Source organism: Solibacillus sp. FSL R7-0682, assembly GCF_038005985.1.
Lineage (GTDB): Bacteria > Bacillota > Bacilli > Bacillales_A > Planococcaceae > Solibacillus.
Map to the genome: position 1 here is coordinate 1,359,321 of NZ_JBBOUI010000001.1, position 12,598 is coordinate 1,371,918.

The window sequence follows — 12,598 nt, forward strand, 5'->3', positions numbered from 1 at the left end:
ATTACCCATATATAAAATTGGACGGAATGTGGTGAACGATTTGATGCCTGTTAATCAAAAGCAAGAAGAACAAAACGAACGTATTATTCGATTACTTGAGCAACAACTAGCTCAGTCAAATCGACAAATAGAAGCCTTAACAGAGCAAGTTCGCCAATTAACAAAAGCGTTATATGGCTCTAAATCGGAGAAAGCCAAGTATCAAGCTCCTGATGGACAAGTCTCTTTATTTGAAGACGATCCGTCTTTTAATGAACCTGAGCAGACAGAAGAACAAAGCACCGATACGGTTAGTTATACGGTTACTCGTAAAAAGACAAATAAAAAACGAAATGATTCGTTTCGTGAGGATATTGAAATTGAAGAAATTCATCATCACCCAGCCAACTTAGCTTGTGAGTGTTGTCAGGGGGAAATGGTAGAATTCAGTTCTACGTTGATACGTGAAGAGGCGAAATTCATTCCAGCTTCCCTGAAGCGCGTGCAGCATTTTGAACATGTGTATGAGTGTAAATTGTGTAAAAACGATGCCCTACGAAAAGCTCAAATTAAACGTGGTAAAGCACCACAAGGTGCTATCCAAAGAAGCATTGCTGGCCCAACTGTTTTGGCCAAGCTTATCTACGATAAGTTTATTCAGTACTTGCCTCTTTACCGTCAGGTAAATGAATGGGAACGCCATGGCCTACATACAAACGATAAAAATCTTTCCAATTGGGTAATACGTGTGGCAGAAGATTGGCTTCAACCACTTTATGATTTGATGAAGCAGCTATTAACGGCAAAGTCTGTACTGCATATCGACGAAACCTATGCACAAATAATCAAGCGTTCTGATGGAAAGCCAGCTCAATCAAACGCTTTTAATTGGGTATGTCGCAGTGTACAAAGTGAAGGCCCCATTATCGTTTTATTTAAGAGTGCTCTTTCTCGAGGGCGAGCTATATTAGAAGATTTAATTAAGGGATTCAAAGGCACTGTCATCTGTGATGGGTATTCAGCTTATGGTCAATTACCGCACGTTCAATTCGCCAACTGTTGGGCGCATGTACGCCGTTATTGGCTAAAAGCCGATAGTAAGAATGGCCGAATAGGCGTGCAATATTGCGATCGGTTGTTTCATATCGAGCGTCAAATCAAACATCTTTCAGCGGAAGAGCGCGTGAAAGCTCGTCAACAAGAAGCAAAACCGATTGTCGATGAATTTTTCGATTGGATTGATCGTTCGCCTTTCTTCGGCAAAAATGCTATTGCGAAAGCAGCTGAATATACATTAAGCCGTTCATCTGAGTTAAAAGTTTTCCTTGAAAATGGGGACGTTGCTATTGATAATAATCCCGCTGAAAATGCGATTCGTCCAAATGTCATTGGTCGCAAAAACTGGCTTTTCTCTGTGAGTGAAGCAGGTGCGAAAGCGAATGCCATTTGTTTAAGTTTGGCCGAAACAGCCAAAGCAAACGGAATTGATTTTTATCAGTATCTGGTAAAGCTGATGACGGAATTACCTAATGTACCGTTTCATCAGCAACCAGAGATTTTACATAATTACATGCCTTGGTCGGAAAATATTCAAGCCACATGTGCAAAATAGCCAGCTATCTGAAAAAAATTTCAGATAGCTGGCCGATCGTCGTGCGTACCGTGAAGGTGCGCTATTTTTTTATATTTCGGGCTTACTCTATTCAAGCTTAACTAGTTCATATAGCTAGTTAAGCTTTTTTATTGGAATAATTTCTATTAATTACGGGTCTATAATATTTGTTGGGGTTTCTATTAGAGGGCATTAATAATACTTCGAAAGTCATCAAGCGTAATGCATTTGCATTTAGGGAGTATGAACACTTCAAAGCAAGAAAAAGTACTATTAAGTAAGTGTATAAAGAAGTAGGTATACACCTTGGTCTACAGAGAGTTGATTGGAATGGAGGACGGCAGACTCCCGCGGAACAGCACGCTCGGAAAATCCACTACCAACGGGACGCATTCCGTTGGTAGTTAGTTGGAGCCGTGCCCGTGGAAAGCGTCCGCCCTAATAAAAATCAACAGACTTGTTTAGAAAAAACAAAAAGGTAGTGCCGATTGATGAATCATTATGACATTACCCCAACATTTGACTTAGAACCTTAATTACGTGTAATTGAATCTTTATTTGAACAAAATTCAACAAGTATCGTCTACATAAAAGAATGAAAAATAGAACTAATTGTAATAGTTTCTACAGTTTTATTGTATCAACTAGAATTTTTTTGTATCATATGAAAGAGATAAAGGGGGGAATCCCGTGCTAGATGAGGATAAAAAACAAGCAATGTTTGAAAAGATGAAAGAACGAAAAGGAGAAGTACGAACTGTGCGAAGAATCGTTTCCATTATAGCTATAGTAGCGCTCATTATCATCGGGATTGGTGGTTATTCTGGATATAATTATGTTTCTTCTGCCTTAGAGCCGATGAATCCAGAATCAGATAAAACAGTTGAAGTAGAAATTCCAATGGGCTCTGGCATTACCGTAATTTCGAATATTTTAGAGAAGAAAGGCATTATTAAAGATGCACAAATCTTTAAATATTACACGAAGTTCAAAAATGAATCGGAGTTTCAGGCGGGAAATTATTCATTAACCCAATCGATGACACTCGATGAAATAATTGAAAGTTTAAAAACGGGTCGTGTTTATCGTGAACCAGTATTTACGATGACAGTTCCAGAAGGTTTAACGCTGGAGCAAATTGCGAAAATTGTAGAAAAAAATACATCGCATTCTGCCGATAAGTTTATGGCGAAAGTCACAGACAAAGCATTCGTTGAACAAATGATTGGTGAGTTCCCTGATTTATTAACAGAAGAAATTTTACAAGAGAACATACGCTATGCGTTAGAGGGTTATTTATACCCGGCGACATATCCATTCTTTGAAGAAACACCAAGCTTGGATGAAGTGATTAAAACGATGCTAGCATCGACGAATACTGTCGTGTCGGAGTTTAAAGTTGTGCTAGAAGAAAAAGACATGACCGTTCATGAGCTATTGACATTTGCTTCATTACTAGAAGAAGAGGCAACAGCACAAACTGATCGTGAAACAATTGCAAGTGTATTCTATAATCGTATGAAAATCGATATGCCGCTGCAAACAGACCCAACTGTTTTATATGCGTTAGGTTCACATAAAGATCGGGTATTATATGAAGATTTAGAAGTTCAAAATCCATACAATACTTACAAAAATGTTGGTTTACCACCAGGACCTATTGCAGGTGCAGGTAAAACATCGATTGAGGCATCATTAAATCCTTCAGAGACGGAGTATTTATACTTCCTAGCAGATAAAGAAGGAACAAATCACTTTGCAAAATCTTACGATGAACATTTGGTGAATATTGATAAATATTTACGATAAGTAGAGTAAAAGGAATCGAAGTACTTTATTTTGTCCATAAAAAAATGGATTTAGTAAAGATTATTCGCATTCCTTTTATTTTCGTGCTATTATAAGTTGTGATTTTTTTGTCCTTATATTATAAACATTGTAGGCGCAAACATCTAAGTTTCGTCTTTTTTCTTATGTTGAAAATAGATGATAGGAAATAGGGCAGGTAGAAGGAGATTGACGAATGGAATTATCAGACGCTTATATTGCTTCCTTCATTCCTGAACGTGATGAATTGCTGTTAGAAATGGAACAGTTTGCGAAAGAAAACCATGTACCCATTATGCAATTAGCAGGTATTGAATCATTAAATCAACTATTACGTATTCAAAAACCGAAATCAATTTTAGAAATAGGTACAGCTATTGGTTATTCAGCTATTCGTATGGCACAAGCGTTACCTGAATGCCAAATCGTAACGATTGAGCGAGATGAAGCACGAGTCGCGCATGCCAAACAATTCATTGCAAGATCAGAGGTAGCAAATCGTATACAAGTCATTGAGGGAGATGCGTTGGAAGTAGACATTGAAACTATACAATCTACTTTTGATGCAGTTTTTATTGATGCCGCAAAAGGGCAATACATGAAGTTTTTCGAAAAGTATTCGCCACTTGTACCATCTGGTGGTGTATTGTATATCGATAATATGTATATGCATGGACTTTCAGATTTAGATATAAAAGAAGTACCGAGAAGAAAAAGAACAATGATTCGAAACTTAAAAACATTTTCTGAATGGATAATGGCACACCCTGATTATACGAGTGCATTTTTCCCAGTTGGAGATGGTTTGTTAATTTGTTTGAAGAGGTGACGAAAGGTGAAAAAACCAGAACTATTACTTACACCACAATCAGTTGAGCATATCGTTGCATTATTAAATGCAGGTGCAGATGCTTTTATTATTGGTGAACAAAAATTTGGCTTACGTTTAGCTGGAGATTTTACAGTAGCTCAAGTAGAAGAAGCGACTAAAATTATTCATGCTGCAGGTAAAAAAGTGTATGTAGCTGTTAATGCTTTATTCCACAATGATCGATTAGAAGCATTAGATGCATATTTAAAGGAAATGCAACGTATCGGTGTTGATGCATTACTTTTCGGTGACCCTGCCGTTGTTGTTGCAGTTCGTGAATTAGGTATTACAATTCCTCTTCACTGGAGCCCAGAAACAATTGCAACGAACTGGTTCCAAGTGAACTATTGGGGCGAACGTGGTAGTAAACGTGCCGTCTTAGCACGTGAACTATCTGTAGATGAAGTAATTGAAATTAAAGAAAATACGAAGCATGAAATCGAAGTGCAAGTGCACGGTATGACATGTATGTTCCAATCAAAACGTTCGTTATTAGGAAACTATTTCTTATACCGCGACGAAGCGATGGAAATTGAAAATCGTAAAGAAAATAAAAACATGTTTTTACATGACAAAGAGCGTAAAAATAAATATCCAATTTATGAAGATATGAATGGTACGCACATTTTCTCACCTAACGATATGTGTATTATCGAAGAACTTAATGATTTATTGGAAGCAGGCATCGATTCGATGAAAATTGATGGTGTCTTACAAACATTTGACTATGTTGTAACGGTGACAAAATTATACCGTCAAGCGATTGATACGTATTTTGAGCAAGGTGAAGATGCGTATGAAGCAATTAAATCAGATCTATTCGAACAAATCGAAGCAATTCAGCCAGCGTTACGTCCACTAGATACTGGCTTCATCTTCAAGGAAACAGTTTACTAGAGAGGGGTTTAAAAGCAGATGCTTCAGTTAATACAAAATGAAAAAATCCGTGAAACAATTGACGGAAAAACAGTCATCACAAAAAAACCAGAGCTTTTAGCACCAGCAGGAAGCTTAGAAAAATTAAAAGTAGCCGTACATTATGGAGCCGATGCGGTATTTATCGGTGGACAAGAGTTTGGTTTACGTTCAAATGCGGGCAACTTTACGATCGAGGAAATGAAAGAAGGCGTAGAGTTCGCAAATAAATATGGCGCGGTTATTTACGTAACGACAAATATTTTTGCCCACAACGAAAATATGGATGGTCTTGAAGAATATTTACAAGCAATCGAGGGTGCAGGCGTTAAAGGGATTATCGTAGCAGACCCATTAATTATTGAAACTTGTAAAAAAGCAGCACCGAAACTAGAAATTCACCTTTCTACACAGCAGTCCTTATCAAACTGGAAGGCAGTTAAGTTTTGGAAAGAGGAAGGTTTAGAGCGTGTTGTACTTGCCCGTGAAGTAGGTGGCGAGGAAATGCGCAAAATGAAAGAGGAAGTTGACATTGAAATTGAGGCATTCGTGCACGGTGCAATGTGTATCGCATACTCTGGACGTTGTACATTATCAAACCATATGACAGCTCGTGACTCAAACCGTGGTGGTTGCTGCCAATCATGTCGTTGGGATTATGATTTATATGAAAATAAAGAGGGCGAAGAAGTTGCACTGTTTAACGAAGGTGAAGCGCCATTTGCCATGAGCCCAAAAGATTTAAAACTAATTGAATCTATTCCTCACATGATTGAGTTAGGGATTGATTCGTTAAAAGTAGAAGGCCGAATGAAATCAATTCACTATGTGGCAACAGTTGTTTCTGTTTATCGTAAAGTAATTGATGCATACTGTGCAGATCCAGAAAACTTCAAATTCGAAAAAGAATGGTTAGAGGAATTAGCGCGTTGTGCAAACCGTGCGACTGCTTCTTCGTTCTTCGAAGGGGAACCAAGCTATAAGCAGCAAATGTTTGGCTTCCACTCACACAAAATGAAGTGGGATTTCGCTGGTTTTGTAAAGGATTACGATGCAGAAACACAAATCGTTACGTTAGAGCAACGCAATTACTTCTCACCAGGGGATACAATTGAGTTCTTTGGTCCAAACATCGAAACATTCAAAATGACAGTTGGTCAGCTTTGGGATGAAGATGGTAACGAATTAGATGTAGCGCGTCATCCACTACAAATTGTGAAATTTAAAGTAGATCGCCCGTTATCACATTTTGACATGATGCGAAAGGAGAATAAATAAATGACAAAGCGTCCAGTAGTTATCGGGATCGCAGGCGGTTCTTGCTCGGGTAAAACGAGTGTTACACGTGCCATTTATGATGTTTTCCGTGACCATTCAGTTGTTGTAATCGAGCAAGATTATTACTATAAAGATCAAAGTCATATGACATTTGAACAACGTCTTGAAACGAATTACGATCATCCATTAGCATTTGATAATGACTTATTAATTGAGCATATTCATCAATTACTTACCTACAAAGCAATTAATAAGCCTGTTTATGATTATGTTCAGCATACACGCTCATCGGAAGTTATTCATGTTGAGCCGCAAGACGTTATAATTGTAGAAGGTATTTTAGTGCTTGAAGATGAGCGATTACGTGATTTAATGGATATTAAATTATTTGTGGATACTGATTCAGATTTACGTATTATTCGTCGTATTCAACGTGATATTAAAGAGCGAGGACGTACGGCAGATTCAGTCATTGATCAGTATCTTTCAGCAGTGCGTCCAATGCACAATATGTTTATTGAGCCAACGAAGCGTTATGCCGATGTTATCATCCCTGAAGGTGGCGGAAATAACGTTGCAATCGATCTAATGGTAACGAAAATAAAAACAATTCTTGAATCTGATTCAATTGTGTAATATGATGAGGTAGTATTTACAATATTTTCATCTTCTAGATATGTTATTGTACTACTTATTTAATACAAACTTAAATATCTATTATTGAAATTCGGCTGCTAGCACACGCTGTGTAAACACCTTCTAAAAAAGGTGCCTTGCACATATCGTAAACTAGTAGTCGGGTTTTCTGTTATTTATGAACGAAATTGTTCGTAATTAATAAACGATAAAAAGAAAACGATTGCACACATTGATCAAGCAATTGTTATGAGAATTACGAAGGAGTGGGAACTATGTCAAATGAAAAACAATATCCTATGACACTTGAAGGAAAGCAAAAATTAGAAGATGAATTAAACACGTTAAAAACAGTAAAGCGACCAGAAGTAGTAGAGCGTATTAAAGTGGCTCGTAGCTTTGGTGACCTTTCTGAGAACTCTGAGTATGATTCAGCAAAAGAAGAGCAAGGGTTTGTAGAAGGCCGTATTTCTTTAATCGAACAAATGCTTCGTAATGCTTTAATCATTACCGAAGATGAAACAACTGGTGCCGTTTCTTTAGGTAAAACGGTTACTTTTGATGAACTAATTAACGGGAAGCGCGCAAACTTTGAAGAGTCATACACAATCGTTGGTTCTGCGGAAGCGGATCCAATAGAAGGTAAAATCTCAAATGACTCACCAATTGCAAAAGCATTGATGGGTAAACAAGTTGATGATGTAGTAAAATTAACAACTCCGGGTGGAGATATGGAAGTTGTTATTTTAGAAATTAAATAATAAAGAAAAAGGATGTTCCGATTTTTATTCGGAAATCCTTTTTTCAATTTGTGGAAATATGTGCTTGTCTGAGACATTCCAAAAGCTTTTTGCTAAAATAGATGCATCATGCATAGGGGGAGATTGTATGGAGCGTAAAAGACGATTTCAAACACGAGCACAGTATGCGGAAGAAAAAGCAAAAGCATCAAAGTTCCAAAAATTTGATAAAAATTTAAACTATTTAATTGGGCTTGTCGCAGTAGGTATTATAGCCACATTAATTTTTATTCTTTCTCAAGACTCAGAGCCAAAAAACGAAGCAGCGGATGATCAAGAGGACATAGTTGCATCAACAGAACAAAATGAACAGCAAACTTCTCAAGAAGAACCAAATTCATCAACAAATGATGATGAACAGACAGACGAGAATAATAACATTGAGAATGGGACAAACCCATCTGAAAATGAAGTAGCTACTTCTACGGATCCACTTGTAAAAGAAGTTCAAACAAATCCGGATTGGCCAGTCTACCCAACTCAACAAACAGGGGAACATGTATCGACATTCAAAAAAGGCGATATTGATTATGAAGAAAAGCTTAAGGCGATTTTTAGTGTGACAGACTTAGAGCAGGAAAACGCTATTGTCTTGAGAGTTGGTAATAACGGCAGTGCCAAATCGGCTATTGCGGTTGTTACGTCAATGGACAAAGAGAAAAAATACCGTGTTAGTATTGAATGGCTTGACGGAGAAGGGTGGAAACCGACAAAACTTGAAGTATTAAATTCACTTGAAGGTGCTTATTAAAGCTACTTTTCCTTGACGAAACACTAGTAGATTGATTATTTTTAGTAGAGTGTTTGAAAATTAGGAGGAATACCATTTATGAAAATTGCAGTTATTGGCGCAATGGAACAAGAAGTAGAATTATTACGCGACGCATTAAAAAATACAACAACTGAAACGATTGCCAACAGTGAATATACAACTGGTACATATGAAGGGAAGGAAGTTGTGCTATTAAAAAGCGGCATTGGTAAAGTAAATGCGGCGATGTCGACTACCATTCTTTTAGAAAAATACCAACCAGATGTTGTCATTAATACGGGCTCAGCAGGCGGTTTTGATACATCGTTAAATGTGGGCGACATTGTTATTTCGGATGAAGTACGTCACCATGATGTTGATGTAACAGTTTTCGGATATGAAATTGGCCAAATGGCTGGGATGCCACCAGCTTACCACTCAGATGAAAAATTAATCGAAGTGGCAAAACAAGCAGTAACAGAAGTTGGCGAGCATCCATTTGCACTAGGACTTATTTGCTCAGGTGATGTATTTATGAGTAATCCAGAGCGTGTAGAAGCTGTTCGTAAAGACTTCCCAACAATGAAAGCTTGTGAAATGGAAGCGGCGGGTGTTGCGCAAGTTTGTCACCAATTCGGTACACCATTTGTTGTGATTCGTGCTTTATCAGATATCGCAGGTCAAGAGTCAAACATTAGCTTTGATGAATTTTTACCTGTAGCAGCTAAGCATTCAACACAGATTGTATTAAAAGCAATTACAAAATTATAATTCATTATTCGTTCAAAAAAAGACTTCATGACTGTTAAAAAAGTCACAGTCAGTTTTTTTAATAAATGATAGTGTACTAATAGAGTAACTTTCGTTTTTTAAGGAGGCGAGGCAAATGGTATTTTTAATGGCAGTTGCAGTGGGGATTACAACGATTGCAGGGTTACTAATGTTTGCTGAAACAAGTGAAGGTATTGAGTAAAAATCTATAATAAATAAACGAGGTGTTTTGTAAGCTATTTAAAACTTACAAAACACCTGTTTTTTATTCCTTATGTTCGTTATGTTTAAATTGCTGATACAATTTAATGAGTGCACGCTTTTCGATTCGTGAAACATAACTTCGTGAAATATTAAGTAATTGAGCAATTTCCTTTTGGGTAAGTGGATCAAAGTTATGAAGCCCATAGCGATAAGATATTATTTCAAGCTCACGAGGTTCCAAAGTATTTAAATAATTATAGAGCTGTGTAAAATGCTCCTTTTTTTCAATATGCTCCATTGCAGAAGGCTCTTCTAATTGCAATAAATCACGAATCTGAAGAGATTGACCATCTTTATCTGTTCCAATTGGTTCAAAAAGGGATACATCTTTTTGAACTTTTTTTTGTGCCCGTAAATGCATTAAAATTTCATTTTCAATACATCGTGCTGCATAAGTCGCGAGACGTGTTTTTTTCTCGGGCGTAAAGCTACTCACTGCTTTCATCAAGCCGATTGTTCCAATCGAAATGTAATCATCTAAAAGCTCATGGGGTGGGTGGAATTTTTTTACGACGTGGGCAACTAAGCGCATATTTCGCTCTATTAGTTCAATTCTTGCCTGTTCGTCGCCTTCCATATAGCGTTGAATTACTTGTGCCTCTTCTTCACGAGAAAGTGGTTTATAAAATGCCTGCCCCTTTAAATAACCAAGAAGTGCAGGGAGTTCAAGCCAAAGTTGAAGCAAAGAAGTAACAAAACCGCTCAAGTAAAAACATCCTTTCGTCTTTTCGACAGTATATGACAAATTACTCGAGGAAATGAAAAAAGTGTAAGAGCGGATTTGCTCTTACACTTTTTTTAATGTAAATGTACTTACCATTAAAACCGCTAAAACTGGGAATAACACTAAATAAAATGTTTGGTTGAAAACATTTATAAAGAAATAAGAAATCGTCAGTAATGTACCTGCCGCTGTAATCGGTAATCCAACAAAATAACCTGTAGAATCCATAACATTAAAGCGCGCTAATCGTAGTGCCCCTGCTGCAATAAATAATACTGGCATCATCATTCCCGTTACACCTGCATCCAATAATACCATTTCGTACATTAACAGTGCTGGTGCAACACCGAAGGAAATAATATCTGCCATGGAATCGAGCTGTTTACCGAGTTCCGACTCTTGATTGAATTTACGTGCTACTTTTCCATCATAGCGATCTAAAAAAGCGGCGATGAAAATCAATAATACACTATAGCTATAAGATTCATTTAAAGTGGCCATAATCGCAGCACCACCAAATGACATATTCGTAATTGTAATAATATTTGCTGCATTTGATTTTATTTTTTTTAATGTTGAATCAACTTTTTGAAGTAGAAACATCGGAAAACACTCCTTTGCTCATCAGCTATTTTCTATTATACTTCTAAATTTAGAAAAAGGTAAGACTTTATATGCAATATAACCTTTTCTTGTCCGCTTATACATTATATAATTTACCTTTACCGAATTAACCGGCAGTATGACATAATTGCCCAATAAGTGAAGGCTAATAATCAGTGGGAAAGTTGGCTGATTAAGATTCACTATATACTCACATTGGAGGTCTATCGATGAAGGAAAAAATATATCAAAGCTTAATAGAACTTTCAAATGGAAAACTCTCTTCGAAAATTTTACAACGTGTGGCACAGTCGGGCGTTAGTAAAAATTTCGTTCGTAGTTATAGTAATATATACGGAATTAATTTAAAAGAAGTTTCAAAATCTGCCGAGCAATTTACAAGTTTACATGATTTTTTTATTCGTCAATTAAAGAATGATGTTCGTCCAATCGATCAAACTGCAAATATGTTTGCAAGTCCAGTTGATGCAAAAATTGAAGCGTTTGGACAAATTGTCGATGGCATGACCTATACAGTGAAAAATAAGCCGTATTCATTAGCGGATTTACTGGGGAGCGAAGCACAGGCAAAGCGCTATGAAAATGGCCAGTATATCGTCTTCTATTTAAGTCCAGCTGATTATCACCGTATACACAGCCCGATAGATGGTGAGGTTACTCGACAATATGTATTAGGGCAAAAATCGTATCCTGTGAATCAAATGGGCTTACAATACGGGAAAAAGCCATTAAGTCATAATTATCGTATGATTAGTGAGATTGAATATGACCAATCCCATTCAGTTGCTTTTATAAAAGTAGGGGCAACATTTGTAAATTCCATTAAATTGACAAACATTACGACGAATTGGCGTAAGGGCGAAGAGATTGGTTATTTTGCATTCGGTTCAACTGTTGTCATGCTATTTGAAGAAGGGGCGATAGAATTTAATAGTAATGTAGCGTATGGACAAATGATAAAAATGGGAGAAGCATTCGCCACTATGTTATAATAAATAAATACTAATTTTGAGTAAGGGGTTACGACTTTGTATAACTTTTTATTACCAGATGAATTTGTAAACAGTGTATTTGAAATTACACCGGAAAAATTAAAAGCGCAAGGAATTAAAGGGATTATTACGGATTTAGATAATACGCTAGTGGAATGGGATCGTGCAGATGCAACTGAAGAACTTGTTGCATGGTTTGAAATGATGCGTGAAGCAGGCATTAAGATTATTATCGCTTCAAATAATAATGAGCAGCGCGTACGAACGTTTGCAGAACCCCATGGCATTCCATTTATTCACCGAGCTAAAAAACCGTTAGGCGGGGCATATTATGCGGCGCTAGTTCAGTTGCGTCTTCGTCGTAATGAAGTAGCGATGGTAGGGGACCAACTTTTAACCGATATAATGGGAGCGAAGCGTCAAAAGCTGTATACCTTTTTAGTGCGTCCAGTAGCAGATTCTGATGGTTTAGTAACAAAATTTAACCGTTTCGTAGAACGTCGTGTATATAACGATTTAAAGCGAAAAGGGCAATACCCTTGGGAGCAGTAGGT

General features: G+C 37.1%; 14 protein-coding genes. 12 read left to right on the plus strand and 2 right to left on the minus strand.

Annotation, left to right across the window (positions count from 1 at the left end):
- Positions 1 to 43 precede the first annotated feature (43 nt).
- The 10 genes from tnpC (at position 44) to mtnN (ending at position 9,440) form a co-directional block, all read left to right on the plus strand.
- Positions 44 to 1,591, plus strand: coding sequence for an IS66 family transposase (gene tnpC, locus MKZ17_RS06810; RefSeq protein WP_445326942.1), 1,548 nt, complete (start codon positions 44 to 46; stop codon positions 1,589 to 1,591).
- A 170-nt stretch (positions 1,592 to 1,761) separates the two neighbouring features.
- Positions 1,762 to 1,872, plus strand: coding sequence for a transposase (locus tag MKZ17_RS06815; protein WP_445326943.1), 111 nt, complete (start codon positions 1,762 to 1,764; stop codon positions 1,870 to 1,872).
- Positions 1,873 to 2,281: 409 nt separating this feature from the next.
- Positions 2,282 to 3,400, plus strand: a complete 1,119-nt coding sequence (gene mltG / locus MKZ17_RS06820; RefSeq protein ID WP_340722999.1) for an endolytic transglycosylase MltG — start codon at positions 2,282 to 2,284, stop codon at positions 3,398 to 3,400.
- 214 nt (positions 3,401 to 3,614) lie between these two features.
- Positions 3,615 to 4,247, plus strand: a complete 633-nt coding sequence (locus MKZ17_RS06825) for an O-methyltransferase (protein ID WP_340723000.1) — start codon at positions 3,615 to 3,617, stop codon at positions 4,245 to 4,247.
- A gap of 6 nt (positions 4,248 to 4,253) precedes the next feature.
- Positions 4,254 to 5,186, plus strand: coding sequence for a peptidase U32 family protein (locus tag MKZ17_RS06830; RefSeq protein WP_340723001.1), 933 nt, complete (start codon positions 4,254 to 4,256; stop codon positions 5,184 to 5,186).
- An 18-nt stretch (positions 5,187 to 5,204) separates the two neighbouring features.
- Positions 5,205 to 6,482 (plus strand): peptidase U32 family protein, encoded by a 1,278-nt coding sequence (locus tag MKZ17_RS06835; RefSeq protein WP_340723002.1) that lies wholly within the window; start codon positions 5,205 to 5,207, stop codon positions 6,480 to 6,482.
- On the plus strand, positions 6,483 to 7,118 hold the full coding sequence (udk, locus tag MKZ17_RS06840; protein ID WP_340723003.1) for a uridine kinase: 636 nt from the start codon (positions 6,483 to 6,485) through the stop codon (positions 7,116 to 7,118).
- 275 nt (positions 7,119 to 7,393) lie between these two features.
- Complete coding sequence (greA, locus tag MKZ17_RS06845) at positions 7,394 to 7,879, plus strand: transcription elongation factor GreA (protein WP_340723004.1); 486 nt, start codon at positions 7,394 to 7,396, stop codon at positions 7,877 to 7,879.
- A 127-nt stretch (positions 7,880 to 8,006) separates the two neighbouring features.
- A complete protein-coding gene (locus MKZ17_RS06850) occupies positions 8,007 to 8,669 on the plus strand; it encodes a YrrS family protein (protein WP_340723005.1) in 663 nt (220 codons plus the stop codon).
- Positions 8,670 to 8,747: 78 nt separating this feature from the next.
- Positions 8,748 to 9,440, plus strand: coding sequence for a 5'-methylthioadenosine/S-adenosylhomocysteine nucleosidase (gene mtnN, locus MKZ17_RS06855; protein WP_340723006.1), 693 nt, complete (start codon positions 8,748 to 8,750; stop codon positions 9,438 to 9,440).
- A gap of 265 nt (positions 9,441 to 9,705) precedes the next feature.
- Here the strand turns inward: mtnN and sigK are convergent, their stop codons facing one another.
- Positions 9,706 to 10,410, minus strand: coding sequence for an RNA polymerase sporulation sigma factor SigK (sigK, locus tag MKZ17_RS06860; RefSeq protein ID WP_340723007.1), 705 nt, complete (start codon positions 10,408 to 10,410; stop codon positions 9,706 to 9,708).
- 81 nt (positions 10,411 to 10,491) lie between these two features.
- Positions 10,492 to 11,031, minus strand: a complete 540-nt coding sequence (gene pssA / locus MKZ17_RS06865; protein WP_340723008.1) for a CDP-diacylglycerol--serine O-phosphatidyltransferase — start codon at positions 11,029 to 11,031, stop codon at positions 10,492 to 10,494.
- Between the two features lie 230 nt (positions 11,032 to 11,261).
- Here pssA and MKZ17_RS06870 point away from each other — a divergent pair, with 230 nt between their 5' ends.
- Positions 11,262 to 12,044 (plus strand): phosphatidylserine decarboxylase, encoded by a 783-nt coding sequence (locus MKZ17_RS06870; RefSeq protein ID WP_340723009.1) that lies wholly within the window; start codon positions 11,262 to 11,264, stop codon positions 12,042 to 12,044.
- A 36-nt stretch (positions 12,045 to 12,080) separates the two neighbouring features.
- Positions 12,081 to 12,596 carry a YqeG family HAD IIIA-type phosphatase gene (locus tag MKZ17_RS06875; protein WP_340723010.1) on the plus strand — a complete coding sequence of 172 codons (516 nt, stop codon included), beginning with the start codon at positions 12,081 to 12,083 and terminating at the stop codon, positions 12,594 to 12,596.
- Positions 12,597 to 12,598 lie beyond the last annotated feature (2 nt).

Coding starts and splice junctions, on each gene's coding strand:
- tnpC (WP_445326942.1), top strand. CDS start 44: ATGCCTGTTAATCAAAAGCAAGAAGAACAAAACGAACGTATTATTCGA.
- MKZ17_RS06825 (WP_340723000.1), top strand. CDS start 3,615: ATGGAATTATCAGACGCTTATATTGCTTCCTTCATTCCTGAACGTGAT.
- MKZ17_RS06835 (WP_340723002.1), top strand. CDS start 5,205: ATGCTTCAGTTAATACAAAATGAAAAAATCCGTGAAACAATTGACGGA.
- udk (WP_340723003.1), top strand. CDS start 6,483: ATGACAAAGCGTCCAGTAGTTATCGGGATCGCAGGCGGTTCTTGCTCG.
- greA (WP_340723004.1), top strand. CDS start 7,394: ATGTCAAATGAAAAACAATATCCTATGACACTTGAAGGAAAGCAAAAA.
- MKZ17_RS06850 (WP_340723005.1), top strand. CDS start 8,007: ATGGAGCGTAAAAGACGATTTCAAACACGAGCACAGTATGCGGAAGAA.
- mtnN (WP_340723006.1), top strand. CDS start 8,748: ATGAAAATTGCAGTTATTGGCGCAATGGAACAAGAAGTAGAATTATTA.
- pssA (WP_340723008.1), bottom strand. CDS start 11,031: ATGTTTCTACTTCAAAAAGTTGATTCAACATTAAAAAAAATAAAATCA.
- MKZ17_RS06870 (WP_340723009.1), top strand. CDS start 11,262: ATGAAGGAAAAAATATATCAAAGCTTAATAGAACTTTCAAATGGAAAA.